This window comes from Kosakonia sp. R1.Fl, assembly GCF_023516815.1.
GTDB lineage: Bacteria > Pseudomonadota > Gammaproteobacteria > Enterobacterales > Enterobacteriaceae > Kosakonia.
Genome location: NZ_JAMGSQ010000001.1, coordinates 383,230 through 398,097 on the forward strand (window position 1 = coordinate 383,230; position 14,868 = coordinate 398,097).

The 14,868-nt window shown below is 54.4% G+C and carries 15 protein-coding genes and 1 other RNA gene; 4 read left to right on the forward strand and 12 right to left on the reverse strand.

All coding sequences use genetic code 11. The features are described 5' to 3' along the window. Positions 1 to 97: 97 nt before the first annotated feature. The 6 genes from gcvH to M8Q36_RS01820 form a co-directional block, all read right to left on the reverse strand. Entirely contained in the window at positions 98 to 487 is a 390-nt protein-coding gene (gene gcvH, locus M8Q36_RS01795; protein WP_020455142.1) for a glycine cleavage system protein GcvH, read from the reverse strand. Positions 488 to 510: 23 nt separating this feature from the next. Then, on the reverse strand, positions 511 to 1,605 hold the full coding sequence (gene gcvT, locus M8Q36_RS01800) for a glycine cleavage system aminomethyltransferase GcvT (RefSeq protein ID WP_249879838.1): 1,095 nt from the start codon (positions 1,603 to 1,605) through the stop codon (positions 511 to 513). 423 nt (positions 1,606 to 2,028) lie between these two features. Further along, positions 2,029 to 3,231: an FAD-dependent 2-octaprenylphenol hydroxylase gene (gene ubiI / locus M8Q36_RS01805; RefSeq protein ID WP_249879839.1), complete on the reverse strand. Its 1,203-nt coding sequence runs from the start codon at positions 3,229 to 3,231 to the stop codon at positions 2,029 to 2,031. An 18-nt stretch (positions 3,232 to 3,249) separates the two neighbouring features. Then, positions 3,250 to 4,428, reverse strand: a complete 1,179-nt coding sequence (gene ubiH / locus M8Q36_RS01810) for a 2-octaprenyl-6-methoxyphenyl hydroxylase (RefSeq protein ID WP_249879840.1) — start codon at positions 4,426 to 4,428, stop codon at positions 3,250 to 3,252. Next, positions 4,425 to 5,738 carry a Xaa-Pro aminopeptidase gene (pepP, locus tag M8Q36_RS01815; protein ID WP_249879841.1) on the reverse strand — a complete coding sequence of 438 codons (1,314 nt, stop codon included), beginning with the start codon at positions 5,736 to 5,738 and terminating at the stop codon, positions 4,425 to 4,427. Before pepP ends, ubiH begins: the two co-directional genes overlap by 4 nt. A gap of 24 nt (positions 5,739 to 5,762) precedes the next feature. Beyond that, on the reverse strand, positions 5,763 to 6,341 hold the full coding sequence (locus tag M8Q36_RS01820) for a YecA/YgfB family protein (RefSeq protein WP_086873856.1): 579 nt from the start codon (positions 6,339 to 6,341) through the stop codon (positions 5,763 to 5,765). Between the two features lie 227 nt (positions 6,342 to 6,568). Here M8Q36_RS01820 and zapA point away from each other — a divergent pair, with 227 nt between their 5' ends. The 3 genes from zapA to M8Q36_RS01835 all read left to right on the forward strand — a co-directional run bounded on the left by zapA (position 6,569) and on the right by M8Q36_RS01835 (position 7,741). Next, positions 6,569 to 6,898 carry a cell division protein ZapA gene (gene zapA / locus M8Q36_RS01825; RefSeq protein WP_017457603.1) on the forward strand — a complete coding sequence of 110 codons (330 nt, stop codon included), beginning with the start codon at positions 6,569 to 6,571 and terminating at the stop codon, positions 6,896 to 6,898. A gap of 43 nt (positions 6,899 to 6,941) precedes the next feature. Beyond that, positions 6,942 to 7,125, forward strand: a non-coding RNA gene (ssrS, locus tag M8Q36_RS01830) — 6S RNA. A 19-nt stretch (positions 7,126 to 7,144) separates the two neighbouring features. Further along, positions 7,145 to 7,741: a 5-formyltetrahydrofolate cyclo-ligase gene (locus tag M8Q36_RS01835; protein WP_249879842.1), complete on the forward strand. Its 597-nt coding sequence runs from the start codon at positions 7,145 to 7,147 to the stop codon at positions 7,739 to 7,741. Between the two features lie 36 nt (positions 7,742 to 7,777). On the opposite strand, the gene serA is transcribed toward M8Q36_RS01835, so the two are convergent. After that, positions 7,778 to 9,010 carry a phosphoglycerate dehydrogenase gene (gene serA / locus M8Q36_RS01840; RefSeq protein WP_017457601.1) on the reverse strand — a complete coding sequence of 411 codons (1,233 nt, stop codon included), beginning with the start codon at positions 9,008 to 9,010 and terminating at the stop codon, positions 7,778 to 7,780. Positions 9,011 to 9,278: 268 nt separating this feature from the next. Next, positions 9,279 to 9,938, reverse strand: coding sequence for a ribose-5-phosphate isomerase RpiA (gene rpiA / locus M8Q36_RS01845; RefSeq protein ID WP_017457599.1), 660 nt, complete (start codon positions 9,936 to 9,938; stop codon positions 9,279 to 9,281). 164 nt (positions 9,939 to 10,102) lie between these two features. Here rpiA and argP point away from each other — a divergent pair, with 164 nt between their 5' ends. Continuing rightward, the gene (argP, locus tag M8Q36_RS01850) at positions 10,103 to 10,996 is read left to right on the forward strand and encodes a DNA-binding transcriptional regulator ArgP (RefSeq protein ID WP_017457598.1); all 894 of its coding nucleotides are present in this window, start codon (positions 10,103 to 10,105) and stop codon (positions 10,994 to 10,996) included. A 39-nt stretch (positions 10,997 to 11,035) separates the two neighbouring features. Here the strand turns inward: argP and M8Q36_RS01855 are convergent, their stop codons facing one another. The 4 genes from M8Q36_RS01855 to fbaA form a co-directional block, all read right to left on the reverse strand. Beyond that, positions 11,036 to 11,779: an oxidative stress defense protein gene (locus tag M8Q36_RS01855; protein WP_249879843.1), complete on the reverse strand. Its 744-nt coding sequence runs from the start codon at positions 11,777 to 11,779 to the stop codon at positions 11,036 to 11,038. 95 nt (positions 11,780 to 11,874) lie between these two features. Next, complete coding sequence (gene argO / locus M8Q36_RS01860; protein WP_249879844.1) at positions 11,875 to 12,510, reverse strand: arginine exporter ArgO; 636 nt, start codon at positions 12,508 to 12,510, stop codon at positions 11,875 to 11,877. A 138-nt stretch (positions 12,511 to 12,648) separates the two neighbouring features. Further along, a complete protein-coding gene (gene mscS / locus M8Q36_RS01865) occupies positions 12,649 to 13,509 on the reverse strand; it encodes a small-conductance mechanosensitive channel MscS (RefSeq protein WP_249879845.1) in 861 nt (286 codons plus the stop codon). 187 nt (positions 13,510 to 13,696) lie between these two features. Continuing rightward, positions 13,697 to 14,776 (reverse strand): class II fructose-bisphosphate aldolase, encoded by a 1,080-nt coding sequence (fbaA, locus tag M8Q36_RS01870; protein WP_020455154.1) that lies wholly within the window; start codon positions 14,774 to 14,776, stop codon positions 13,697 to 13,699. Positions 14,777 to 14,868: the final 92 nt, after the last annotated feature.

Below are 14,868 nucleotides of genomic sequence, written 5' to 3' on the forward strand. Positions count from 1 at the left end.
AGGCGGCGACGCAGCATATCCCCAGGCGCAGACATCAGTAAGCGACTGGGGTGAATGAGGAAGCCAGCATGTTTGCCACGCGAAGGATGAGGCGTATTTACTCGTCTTCGAGCAGTGCGGCGTAGGCTGTTGCGTCCAGCAGGGCGGCAATTTCTGCTTCGTCGCTGGCTTTAATTTTGAAGATCCAGCCTTCGCCATACGGCTCGCTGTTGACCAGCTCTGGTGAATCCGCCAGTTGATCGTTGACTGCCACGATCTCACCGCTGATTGGCGCGTAGATATCAGAAGCCGCTTTTACCGATTCGGCAACAGCGCAATCATCGCCCGCGCTAACGGTCGTGCCCGCTTCCGGCAGATCGACAAACACCATATCGCCCAACAGTTCCTGTGCGTGTTCGGTGATGCCAACGGTGTAGGTGCCGTCCGCTTCTTTGCGCAGCCACTCGTGTTCTTTGCTGTATTTCAGTTCGCCTGGTACGTTGCTCATTTCATTCTCTCCAGATAAAAAGGTTACGCGACAGCTTTGCCAGCGCGTACAAAAACAGGTTTAGTGACTTTGACCGGCATTTCACGGTTGCGGATCTGTACAACGGCATTTTCGCCGATCCCCGCCGGAACACGCGCCAGTGCAATACTGTAGCCGAGCGTAGGCGAGAACGTACCACTGGTGATCACGCCTTTTTGCACATTGCCATGCGCATCGGTGAAGTGCACCGGCAGCTCATTACGCAAAACGCCTTTTTCCGTCATCACCAGGCCAACCAGCTGTTCAGTGCCTTTTTCACGCTGCAGTTCCAGCGCGTCGCGGCCAATAAAGTCTCGCTCCTGCGGCTCCCAGGCAATCGTCCAGCCCATGTTGGCGGCCAGCGGAGAGATACCTTCATCCATCTCCTGACCGTACAGGTTCATACCCGCTTCCAGACGCAGCGTGTCGCGCGCGCCCAGGCCGCAAGGTTTCACGCCTGCATTAACCAGCGCCTGCCAGAAGCTGGGCGCTTTTTCGTTAGGCAGCGCAATTTCATACCCTGCTTCACCGGTATAACCGGTGGTCGCAATGAACAGATCACCGGCTTCAACGCCAAAGAACGGTTTCATACCTTCAACGGCGCGGCTCTGCTCGTCAGTAAACAGGCTGGCGGCTTTCGCCTGCGCGTTCGGGCCTTGTACCGCGATCAACGACAAATCATCACGGACGGTGATGTCGATGGCATAAGGTTCAGCGTGTTGGGAAATCCAGGAGAGGTCTTTTTCGCGGGTGGCGGAGTTTACAACGAGGCGGAAAAAATCTTCGGTAAAGTAATAGACGATTAAGTCATCAATCACGCCGCCCGAAGCATTTAGCATACCGGTATAGAGCGCTTTACCGGGCTTGGTGAGTTTAGCGACGTCGTTTGCCAGCAAATAACGCAGAAACTCCCGGGTACGGCTGCCTTTGAGATCGACGATGGTCATGTGCGACACATCAAACATTCCGGCATCGGTGCGCACCGCGTGGTGCTCGTCAATTTGCGAGCCGTAATGCAGCGGCATCATCCAGCCATGGAAGTCCACCATGCGGGCGCCGTTTAGCGTGTGTTGTTCGTATAAAGGGGTCTGCTGAGCCATCTTTTCCTCGTCGAATAAGCTGAGCCATCACGTTTTTCGGCGGCGTGATTTGCGCCAAAACAACTGGTGCCGACACCGTTTTACGGCGTCGACGCAAACGTTCTCTTTGGCCTGAACTTATCACCGAAAGCAGTGCTTAACCATAAAGAAAAATGGTCCATCACATTAGCTTATGACCCGTCACGCACAAAATGCCATCAGAGCATTATTCTGGTGAATAACGATTCACCCTTCATAAAAAATCATTATCAACGACAAACCAGAAAAGAGTGCAGCATTTCACTCTGCAAAAGAGTGAATTTTCCCGAAAAGAAAAAAACGCGACATGAGAAAATCTAATCCGAAAAATGCGGTGAAATTAGAATATTTCAAATGAGGAGGAGGCATCCCTTCCCGGAGCCGGGAAGGGAAAGTGTGACGCAGTTAACGTAACCACTCAGGCAGATCGTTAAGACCCATCGCCTGGCGTAACAATCGCGTTTTCACACCGGGAAGGGTATCTGCCAGTTTCAGGCCGATATCACGCAGCAGTTTCTTAGCCGGGTTTGCACCTGAGAAGAGTTCGCGAAAGCCCTGCATCCCGGCCAGCATCAGCGCCGCGCTGTGTTTACGGCTGCGCTCATAGCGGCGCAAATAGAGATGTTGACCAATGTCTTTACCTTCGCGGCTCAGACGCTTCAGTTCAGTGATCAACTCAGCGACATCCATAAACCCGAGATTCACACCCTGCCCCGCCAGCGGGTGAATGGTATGCGCAGCATCGCCAACCAGTGCCAGGCGGTGCCCGGCAAACTGGCGTGCATAACGTCCGGTGAGCGGATAGACCTGACGTTCGCTCTCAACACGGCACAGTCCAAGGCGATTATCGAACGCCACACACAGCGCCTGGTTGAATGCTTCATCGCTCGCCTGCTGCATAGCTTTCGCCTGCTCAGGCGGCAGCGACCAGACAATTGAGCACAAATGCGGATCGTTAAGCGGCAAAAACGCGAGAATGCCGTCGGCGTGAAACACCTGGCGCGCTACCGCCTGATGCGGCTCATCGGTGCGAATGGTCGCCACGAGCGCATGATGATGGTAATCCCAGAACGTCAACGGAATATCGGCCTTGTTGCGCAGCCAGGAGTTCGCGCCATCTGCGCCAACCACCAGCCGTGCAGTAAGCATGGTGCCATCTTTTAAGGTCAGAAACGCGTCGTTTTCGCCCCACGCCACCTGCTGCAACTCAGCCGGAGCCATCAGGGTGACATCCTTGCATTGGCGGGCTTTATCCCACAGCGCCTGGTGGATCACCGCGTTTTCGATAATGTAACCAAGATGGCTGTAGCCCATGCTCTGATCGTCAAACTCTATGCGGCCAAAACTGTCTTTGTCCCACACTTCCATGCCGTGATAGCGCCCGGCACGTTGGGCAATAATGTTTGACCAGACGCCAAGGTGCGTCAGTAACTTTTCGCTGGCAGCATTGATCGCTGACACGCGCAGCGCCGGAGGCGCATCTTCCGCCAGCGGTGTCGGTTCATTCTGCTCCAGCACCGCCACGCGCAACCCACTGCCCTGTAAACCACAGGCCAGCGCCAGCCCGACCATACCGCCGCCGACAATCGCAACATCAACACTCTGCACTCTTCGCTCCTTTTGTCTTTAACGGGCAACCCAACCGAGGGTACGCTGCGCCAGCGCATCGCGCGCCGGAGTAAATAATTCCATCGCCATCAGCCCAGCATTCCGCCCAACGACCAATGGCATCCAGTGATTGGCAAACAGATGCACCAGCCCATCGGTGACGCCGATAGTGGCTTTTTTGTCCGCATGGCGGCGATCGCGATAGCCCGTCAACACGGGATAGTAGCCAACATCTCGCTGCGCCGCCCACGCCTCAGCCAGCGTTTCCGCCAGCGTCATCACATCGCGCATGCCGAGGTTAAAACCCTGTCCGGCGATAGGATGCAGCGTTTGCGCGGCATTGCCGACCAGCACCGCGCGGTGCGAGACAGGCGAAGAGGCCGCGGTCAGCGTCAGCGGGTAAACGCTGCGTTTGCCCACGTGCAGGATGCGCCCAAGCCGCCAGCCAAAGGCTTTTTGTAACTCGTGGCAGAAACGTTCGTCAGACCAGGCGGCAATCTGCTGCTGTTTTTCCAGCGGATGACACCACACCAGCGAACAGCGACCTTGTGACATCGGCAACATTGCCAGCGGGCCATGTTGGGTAAAACGCTCAAACGCCCGCCCCTGATGCGCCACAGAGGTGGTGACGTTGGCGATGACCGCCGCCTGGTGATAAGGCGCTTGCTGCCAGTCCACACCCAGTTGCTCACCAATGCGTGAACGGGAGCCGTCTGCCGCTACCAATAACTGACCAGTAATCGATTCCCCCCTTTCCAGCGTTACGCTCACCTGCCCTTCATCACGGGCAACCGCGCTGACTTTCGCCGGGCAATGCAGTGTCACGCCGGGCGCGTTTTGCAGTAGCGTGAACAGCCGCTGCCCAACGTCGTGCAGTTCGACAACGTAGCCAAGCGCATCGATGTGGTAATCCTGTGCATCCAGCGTGACAAAGCCTGCATGGCCGCGATCGCTGACATGAACCGTTGAAATTGGCGTTGCGCAGGAAGCGATGGCTTGCCAGATGCCGATACGCGCCAGCTGCTGGCACGTGCCTGCCGCTAACGCAATGGCGCGGGCGTCAAACCCCGGATGCGCGGATGCACCGGGAACACTGGCTTCTACCAGATGAACAGGTAATTTGCCGTGAGTAAGATGAGAAATCGCCAGCGCAAGCGTTGCGCCAGCCATGCCACCGCCAACGATAATCACACTCATGAACGTGATGCCGCCATCAGCGCTTCAATCTCGTCCGCGGTTTTCACGACGCTGGCGGTCAGATTTTCGTTGCCGTCTTCAGTGATGACGATGTCATCTTCAATACGAATACCAATACCGCGATACTGCTCCGGCACATCGGCATCCGGCGCGATGTAAAGACCTGGCTCAACCGTCAGCACCATGCCTGGTGCCAGCTCACGCGAGCGATCTTTGCCATAGACACCGACATCGTGCACATCCAACCCGAGCCAGTGGCTTAAGCCGTGCATAAAAAACGGGCGGTGGGCGTTTTTTTCCACCAGTTCATCGACTTCACCTTTCAGGATGCCGAGCTTCACCAGCCCGGTAATCATGATGCGCACCACTTCGCTGGTCACTTCCTGAATAGACGTGCCTGGGCGGAAAAGCGCAAGGGCTCGTTCCAGCGAGGCCAGCACGATATCGTAGATGTCGCGCTGCGCCGGGCTGAATTTGCCGTTTACCGGGAAGGTACGGGTGATATCACCGGCATATCCTTTGTATTCACAACCGGCATCAATCAACACCAGATCGCCGTCACGCATCTGGCTCTCATTTTCCGTGTAGTGCAGAATGCAGCCGTTGACGCCGGAACCCACAATGGTGTTATAGGAGGGAAAACGCGCGCCGTGGCGGTTAAACTCGTGCTGAATCTCACCTTCAAGCTGATATTCAAACATCCCCGGACGGCAAACCTGCATCGCACGGGTATGCGCCAGCGCGGAGATCTCCCCGGCGCGACGCATCACGTCTATCTCTTCGGCAGATTTAAACAGGCGCATTTCATGCACCATTGGTCGCCAGTCGGTTAACGTTGGCGGCGCAAGCAGATTCTGACGCGAACCTTTGCGCAACTTATCCAGCGCAGTGAACACAATGGTGTCGGCATAGTCGAATTCACCCTGCGCGTGGTACACGGCATCAAGACCGTTAAGCAATTGATAAAGATGTTCGTTGATTTCCGGGAAAGCCAGTGCGCGATCGACGCCCAGCTTTTCCGGCGCGGCTTCCTGACCCAGGCGACGACCAAACCAGATCTCGGCGGTTTTGTCGCGCACGCGGTTGAACAGCACGCTGTGGTTGTGGGTGTCATCACTTTTGATCAGCACCAGCACCGCTTCCGGCTCGTTAAAACCGGTGAAATACCAGAAATCGCTGTGCTGGCGGTACGGGTATTCACTGTCTGCGCTGCGAGTGGCTTCCGGTGCGGCGAAAATTAGCGCTGCGCTGCCCGGAACCATCTGCGCCAGTAATGCCTGGCGGCGACGGAGAAATTCAAGCTGTGTCATGACACCGACTCCCTACAAGGTGAATTAATGTAACGTGGGCTTACGCACTTCCGGTGCGGTAGGCTGCGGGCGCGTGAACGTGTCGTGGCACAGTAGCGCCGCGACACGGACGTACTCGACGATCTCTTCGAGCGACATTTCCAGCTCTTCCTGATCTTCGTCTTCGTCATAACCCAGCTGCGCAATATTGCGCAGATCGTCAATCGCTTCGCCGGTTTCACCCGTCACTTTATCGAGTTTCGGCTGGGTGACGCCCAGCCCCAGCAGAAAATGGTTCACCCAGCCCGCCAGCGCGTCGGCGCGGTCGAAAACGCTAACGTCGTCGCCATCCGGCAGATAGAGCTGGAACAAGAAACCGTCATCTTCCAGCGAGTCGCTGGTGGCTGAATGCATGCTGCGCAGCGCTTGCGCCAGCTCGTGACCGAATGCCAGACCGTCGTTGGTTAAATCATGCAGCAACGGCTGCCAGGAACTATCGTTGTTACCGCCGCAGAGGATCCCCGCGATAAGCCCGTGCATTTCAGCAGGAAGTAATCCCACGCCCTGTTGGTTGAGTAGCTGGGCTACATCGTTGTAACCAGGTATTTCGTTCTGTATAGACATGCGCATTCGTCGTCGTTGGGGGGAATATTCATGATATGCTACCACTTTGGCCCCTGGTGATATACCCGTGATGCTTCACGTTCCATGCGTTTGCATGCACACCGAATCATTAAGGTATAGACGCAAAAAGCTTGAAAGCGCGCGCCAGGGTAGCTTATAGTGTCGCCCCTTCGCAGCCCAGGGCTCGGATGCGAAGGCAGAGCGCAGTCAAACAGCAGGAAGGTGGCATGTCTGCACAACCCGTCGATATCCAAATTTTTGGCCGTTCACTGCGAGTGAATTGCCCGCCTGAACAGAGAGATGCTCTGAATCAGGCCGCGGAGGATCTGAATCAGCGGTTGCAAGATCTGAAGGTTCGCACTAGAGTCACAAATACTGAGCAGTTGGTGTTTATCGCCGCGTTGAACATTAGTTACGAGCTGACTCAGGAAAAAGCAAAGACCCGCGAATACGCCGCCAGCATGGAACAGCGTATTCGGATGTTACAGCAGACCATCGAACAGGCATTGCTTGATCAAGGTCGCATAACAGAAAGACCGGGACCAAAGTTTGAATAACGCTTCAGGGTCATCTGTGTTAGAGTGATCGTGAAGCCAAAAAATATCTCTGAGATGTTTGCAAGCGGGCCAGTCCCCTGAGCCGATATTTCATACCACAAGAATGTGGCGATCCATGGTTGGTGAGCATGCTCGGTCCGTCCGAGAAGCCTTAAAGCTATGACGACGCATTCACCTTGAACCAAGGGTTCAAGGGTTACAGCCAGCGGCGGCATCTCGGAGATTCCCTTCTTTTTTACAACCATCATGACGCAACTTCCTGATTTTCCTTCGTCACGACAAGAAATCCGCAAAGTTATTCGCCAGCGCCGGCGTGAACTCACTCCTGAACAACAAACGCACTTCGCCCAGCAGGCTGCGGCACGCATGATGGCGTATGCGCCAGTTGTGATGGCACATAGCGTAGCGTTGTTTCTCTCTTTTGATGGCGAGCTGGATACCCAACCGTTGATTGAGCAACTCTGGCGTAGCGGTAAACGCGTTTACCTGCCGGTGTTGCATCCCTTTAGCCCCGGTAATTTGCTGTTTCTGCATTACCATCCGCACAGCGAGCTGGTTGTTAACCGTCTGAAAATTCAGGAACCGAAGCTGGATGTGCGCGATGTGTTGCCGCTCAGCCAACTCGACGTGCTGATTACGCCGCTGGTCGCCTTTGATGAACAAGGGCAGCGCCTGGGAATGGGCGGTGGTTTTTACGATCGCACGTTACAAAACTGGCGCGAATATAGCCTGCAACCGGTGGGTTACGCGCATGACTGCCAGGGTGTGGAGAAGCTGCCAGTGGAAGAGTGGGATATCCCGCTGCCTGCGGTGGTTACGCCATCCAGAATATGGCAGTGGTAACTTTCCCCTCCCTTGCGGGAGAGGAAAGCGCAACGTTTAGAACAGCAGACGGGAACGAATGGTGCCCGGAATTGCTTTCATGCTCTGCAACGCTTTCTGCGCCACATCTTCATCCGCTTCAATATCAATAACCACATACCCCATATACGGCGTGGTTTGCAGGTACTGCGCTGCAATGTTGATATTCTGGCTGGCGAAAATCTGGTTGAGCGCGGTCAGCACACCAGGGCGGTTTTCGTGGATGTGCAGTAAACGACGGCCCCCGTGCAGCGGCAAAGAGACCTCCGGGAAATTCACCGCAGAAAGCGTCGAACCGTTGTCGGAGTACTTAATCAGTTTACCGGCCACTTCCAGACCGATGTTTTCCTGCGCTTCCTGCGTGGAACCGCCAATGTGCGGCGTCAGCAGGACGTTATCGAATTCACACAGCGGAGAGTCGAACGGATCGCTGTTGGTCGCCGGTTCAGTCGGGAACACGTCGATTGCCGCGCCCGCCAGATGTTTACGCTTCAGCGCATCGCACAGTGCCGGAATATCCACCACCGTACCGCGTGCGGCGTTGATCAGCAGTGCGCCCGGTTTCATCAGCGCCAGTTCTTCCGGCCCAATCATATCTTTTGTAGAAGCGTTTTCCGGCACATGCAGGCTCACGACATCGCTCATATTCAGCAAGTCGGAGAGATGTTGCACCTGCGTTGCATTGCCGAGTGGCAATTTGCTTTCGATATCATAGAAATAGACGTGCATCCCCAGCGATTCCGCCAGAATACCGAGCTGCGTGCCAATATGGCCGTAACCGATGATACCGAGTTTTTTACCGCGCGCTTCATACGAACCTACTGCCAGCTTGTTCCAGATACCGCGATGGGCTTTGGCGTTCGCTTCAGGGATACCGCGCATCAGCAGCAGTAGTTCGCCAATCACTAACTCCGCCACCGAACGGGTGTTGGAAAACGGCGCGTTGAATACCGGAATACCGCGCTTCGCCGCTGCATCCAGATTCACCTGGTTGGTACCGATACAGAAACAGCCGATAGCCACCAGTTTTTCCGCCGCAGCGATGATATCTTCAGTCAGTTGAGTACGGGATCGCAGGCCGATAAAGTGGGCATCACGGATGGACTCTTTCAGTTGCTCGCTATCCAGCGCGCCTTTGTGAAACTCAATGTTGGTGTAACCTGCAGCGCGAAGGCTATCCAGAGCTTTCTGGTGCACCCCTTCGACGAGCAGAAATTTAATCTTGTCTTTCTCCAGTGATACCTTTGCCATTTACCCGACCCTGTTTTTTGTCTTGACTGTGATGTTGTGCAGATTGCAATCCGCGTTAGTCAACATATCAAAAAAAACTATCGCGGCAATATGAACGTTTGCGTCAGGTATCTGAAGAAATGTCATACAGCGGGAAATGGCAGAGAAAAATGCTAAAAAACAAGACGCAAGCGGCAGGTAACGCATGACGAGGGCGAAAACGTGACAGATATCACCAAATTTGCCCATTGCAGATTTTTTACAGGGAGGCATACGCCTCCCTGTCAGATCATTTCACGATAGTTTTCACGCCGTCAGCGGTGCCGATCAGCGCCACATCCGCGCCACGATTAGCAAATAACCCCACAGTCACTACGCCTGGCAACGCATTGATGCTGTTTTCCAGTGCGATCGGGTCGATGATCTCAAGACCATAAACATCCAGGATGACGTTGCCATTATCCGTCACCACGTTCTGGCGATATTCCGGACGACCGCCCAGCTTGACCAGCTCGCGAGCAACAGCGCTACGCGCCATCGGAATCACTTCCACCGGCAGTGGGAATTTACCGAGGATATCAACCTGCTTGGAAGCATCCGCGATACAGATGAATTTATCCGCCACCGAGGCGATAACTTTTTCACGCGTCAGCGCCGCGCCGCCGCCTTTGATCATCTGCATCTGGCCGTTAATCTCATCCGCGCCGTCCACATAAATGCCAAGCCGGTCCACCTCGTTGAGATCGAACACGGTAATGCCAAGGCTTTTCAGTTTCTCGGTGGACGCGTCCGAGCTGGAAACCGCGCCTTCAATCTGGCCTTTCATCGTGCCCAGCGCGTCAATAAAATGTGCAGCGGTAGAACCGGTGCCAACCCCTACAATGGTGCCAGGTTCTACATACTTCAGCGCTGCCCAGCCCACTGCTTTTTTGAGTTCATCCTGCGTCATGGTCGTTTGCCTGTGGTGTGAAATTTCAGGCGCATTATAGACCAGCGTTACCCTAAATGTCCCTGTGACCAGTGTCACATTACGCGACGTCCAATTTCGTCTGTACCGAACAAAAAATTATGTCATAGTGCTGAGTACGATTTTTTCAGGAGAATGCCCGAGCAATGAAACGTCCGGACTACAGAACATTACAGGCGCTTGATGCGGTTATTCGTGAGCGCGGATTTGAACGTGCCGCACAAAAGCTGTGTATTACCCAGTCCGCCGTGTCGCAGCGCATTAAGCAACTGGAAAATATGTTTGGTCAGCCGCTACTGGTGCGTACCGTTCCACCTCGTCCCACTGAGCAGGGGCAAAAACTGCTGGCATTACTGCGCCAGGTCGAACTGCTGGAAGAGGAGTGGCTTGGCGACGAACAAACCGGCTCCACGCCGTTGTTATTATCGCTGGCGGTCAACGCCGACAGCCTGGCGACCTGGCTGCTGCCTGCATTAGCCCCGGTACTGGCCGACTCACCAATTCGCCTGAATCTGCAGGTGGAAGACGAAACCCGCACTCAGGAGCGTTTGCGTCGCGGTGAGGTCGTTGGCGCGGTGAGTATTCAGCCACAGGCGCTGCCCAGTTGCCTGGTCGACCAACTTGGCGCGCTGGATTACCTGTTCGTCGGTTCGAAAGCGTTCGCCGAGCGCTATTTCCCGAACGGCGTCACGCGCTCCGCATTGCTCAAAGCACCGGCGGTCGCGTTTGATCATCTCGATGATATGCATCAGGCTTTTTTACAGCAGTATTTCGACTTACCGCCGGGTAGCGTGCCTTGCCATATCGTCAACTCTTCCGAAGCGTTTGTACAACTGGCGCGTCAGGGGACGACCTGCTGCATGATCCCGCATCTGCAAATCGAAAAAGAGCTGAACAGCGGCGATCTGATCGACCTGACGCCCGGTTTGCTGCAGCGCCGGATGCTGTACTGGCACCGTTTTGCGCCGGAAAGCCGGATGATGCGCAACGTCACGGACGCGCTGCTGGAATATGGGCATCGGGTGTTAAGGCAGGATTAATAAAACGCCCTCTTCCCGGCCGGGAGAGGGCGAAAAAGATTACTTCGCCGGTGCCGCAGTCTGCGGCTGGCTCTGAGTCGGTTCCAGCTGGAACACAACATCTACCTGATCAGCAAACTGAATCGACGGTTGCTCATAGGTTTCCTGCGCAGAAGCGGCTTCTGGCGCATCCGTTTTCATCATGCGTACCATCGGGCTCGGCTGATAATTGGAAACATGGTAGCGCACGCTGTAGATCGGGCCGAGTTTAGCGTTAAAGCCCGCCGCTAGCTGCTGCGCCTGGTGCGTTGCATCATCAATAGCCGCTTTGCGCGCTTTATCTTTGAATGACTCTGGTTGCGCAACGCCCAACGATACAGAACGAATTTCGTTCAGCCCCGCTTTCAGTGCGCCATCCAGCAGTGAATTAAGTTTATCCAGCTCACGCAGCGTGACTTCCACAGTACGCACTGCACGGTAGCCTTTCAGGATGCTTTTGCCGTTCTGGTAGTCATAATCAGGTTGTGTGCGTAAGTTCGCGGAATTAATGTCTTTCCGGGCAATGCCGTTTTGCTCAAGAAAGCTAAGATATTGCGCAACACGGTCATCGGCCTGTTTTTTGGCTGAGGCAGCGTCTTTCGCGGCGACATTGACCTCAATCGCCAGCGTGGCGATGTCCGGGGTCGCGTCCACGCTTGCCGTACCCGAGGTGACAATATGCGGGCCATCCGGCAATTCGCTCGCCTGTACCACCATCCCGCTGAAACCAACCATTGCCGCCAGGGCCATCACTTTAAATTTCACAGTTGCTCCTCCATGGTGCTTTTGTTACGCCCAGAATTGCAGGACGCCTGGCAGCAAGCTTAGCGGCTAAGCGTGAATTGTCCATCGGACTTACCTTAACTGAATAATCCCTGCATATGGTGTACCCCTTCGCGCGCCAACTGGAAAGCGATAAACCACATCACCAACCCCACCAGGGTGTTAATCACCCGCTGTGCTTGCACCGTGCGCAAACGAGGAGCAAGCCAGGCCGCAAGTAAAGCAAGGCTAAAAAACCACAGGAAGGAGGCGCTCACCGTGCCCAGTGCAAACCAGCGTTTTGGCTCCGCATCGAGCTGACCGCCAAGACTGCCGAGTACCACAAACGTATCGAGGTAAACGTGGGGGTTCAACCAGGTAACCGCCAGCATGGTGGCGATTATGCGCCAGCGCCCCTGGCGCATTGCTTCAGTACTCGCCAGTTCAATAGTGCTACCGAACGCCGTTTTCAGTGCACCAAAGCCGTACCACAACAGAAACGCCACGCCACCCCACGTCACCAGTGCCAGCAGCCACGGCGACTGCATCAGCAATGCGCTCCCACCGAAAATACCCGCGCAAATCAGTAATACGTCGCTGAGCGTGCAAAGCGCTGCGGTCATGATATGGAACTGCCTGCGGATGCCCTGATTCATAACAAAAGCATTTTGTGGCCCAAGCGGCAGGATCAACGCAGCCCCAAGCATAAGGCCTTGAAAATAATAAGATAGCACGAGGTGATTCCATCAGAGTTGTTTCGAACACTGACTATAGCGCGGGACAATCATTAGATGAAATGGATAATACTAATCGTTAATAAGCTTTCCTAATAACGAAGAGCACAAATAAGGCCGGAACCCCGGCCTTGATATTTACTGCTCTGTGGATTTTTTCACGCGTTTGAAATTCACGTCCATCTGTGGATACGGGAAACTGATACCGTGTTCGTCAAAACGGCGTTTGATAAGTTCCAGTACATCCCAATAAACGTTTTGCAGATCGCTGCTCTTGCTCCAGACGCGGACTACAAAATTGATCGATGAAGGTCCTAATTCATTGAGGCGTACCGTCATTTCGCGATCTTTGATAATGCGTTCGTCAGCCTGAATAATTTCAGTCAGGATGCGTTTCACCTCATCAATATCTGAATCATACGCCACGCCAATAATAAACTCGTTGCGCCGCACCGGTTCACGGGAGAAGTTAACAATATTCCCGGCGATGATTTTGCCGTTCGGAATAACCACAATACGCCCATCGACAGTGCGCATGGTGGTGGAGAAAATCTGCACCTGCAATACCGTACCGGCCACACCACCCAGATCAACATACTCGCCTGAGCGGAACGGGCGGAAAGTTACCAGCAGCACGCCAGCAGCAAGGTTAGAGAGCGAGCCTTGCAGCGCCAGACCGATAGCCAGACCGGCGGCACCAAGAACCGCGATCACCGAGGCGGTTTGCACGCCAACGCGCCCCAGCGCAGCAATCAGCGTAAACGCGATAATACCGTAGCGCACCAGCGCGGAAAGAAAATCCGCCACCGTAGCATCGATGTGTCGCGCCACCATCAGGCGATTAACGGTATTCGAGACAATACGCGCCACAATCATCCCGACAATGATGATAGCGATAGCGGCCACGATATTAACGACATAGCTCAATAGCAGCGCCTGGTTGTTTACCAGCCATGAACCTGCATTATTAATGCTGTCGACAACGTCAAGATCTTCCATTCGAGCTTCCTTATATTGTTCCAAAACGGGAAAACCACCCCTTCCAGTAAGGAGAGATCCCTAAAGGGTAAACAAAAAGCCGCCATTTCGCCAAGTCGATCACGTTTTGTGATCGTAGGCATTCCGTTGAATTCGCAATAAAAAAGGCCCGCATTTAGCGGGCCTTTTCAGACAAAAGCAGTACAAATTACAGAACGTCTACCGCGTTCAGCTCTTTGAAAGCCTGCTCCAGACGAGTCACCATGCTGGTCTGCGCAGCACGCAGCCATACACGCGGATCGTAGTATTTTTTGTTCGGCTGGTCTGCGCCTTTCGGATTGCCCAACTGGCCCTGCAGGTAGCCTTCGTTTTCTTTGTAGTACTTCAGAATACCTTCCCAGGTTGCCCATTGGGTGTCGGTATCGATGTTCATTTTGATAACGCCGTAGCTTACGGAGTCTTTGATTTCCTGAGCGGAAGAACCGGAACCACCGTGGAATACGAAGTTCAGGCTGTTGTGCGGCAGGTTATGTTTTTTGGAAACATATTCCTGAGAGTCGCGCAGGATAGTCGGAGTCAGTTTCACGTTACCCGGTTTGTACACGCCGTGTACGTTACCGAAGGAAGCGGCGATGGTGAAACGCGGGCTGATTTTGTTCAGCTCGGTGTATGCGTAATCAACGTCTTCCGGCTGGGTGTACAGTGCAGACGCGTCCATATGGCTGTTGTCTACGCCGTCTTCTTCACCACCGGTGCAACCCAGTTCGATTTCCAGCGTCATGCCCATTTTGGCCATACGCGCCAGGTATTTGGAGCTGATCGCGATGTTCTCTTCCAGAGACTCTTCAGACAGGTCAATCATGTGAGAAGAGAACAGCGGTTTACCGGTAGCTGCGAAGTGTTTTTCACCCGCGTCCAGCAGTCCGTCGATCCACGGCAGCAGTTTTTTCGCGCAGTGGTCGGTGTGCAGGATAACCGGCACGCCGTAGTGCTCTGCCATCTGGTGTACGTGATGCGCACCAGAGATAGCACCCAGAATTGCCGCGCCCTGAGGAACGTCAGTTTTCACGCCTTTACCCGCGATGAACGCTGCGCCGCCGTTAGAGAACTGAACGATAACAGGCGCTTTAACTTTCGCTGCAGCTTCCAGAACGGCGTTGATGGAGTCAGTACCCACGCAGTTAACCGCAGGCAGAGCGAAGTTGTTTTCTTTAGCTACCTGGAACACTTTCTGAACGTCATCACCAGTGATCACGCCAGGTTTTACGAAATCAAAAATTTTAGACATGTTACGTAGTCCTGTATCTTCGGCCGTTGTACACATCATCCTTCAAGCTGACTCGGCGCTGGCTGCCTTCGCTTACATCAGAGACTTATTGC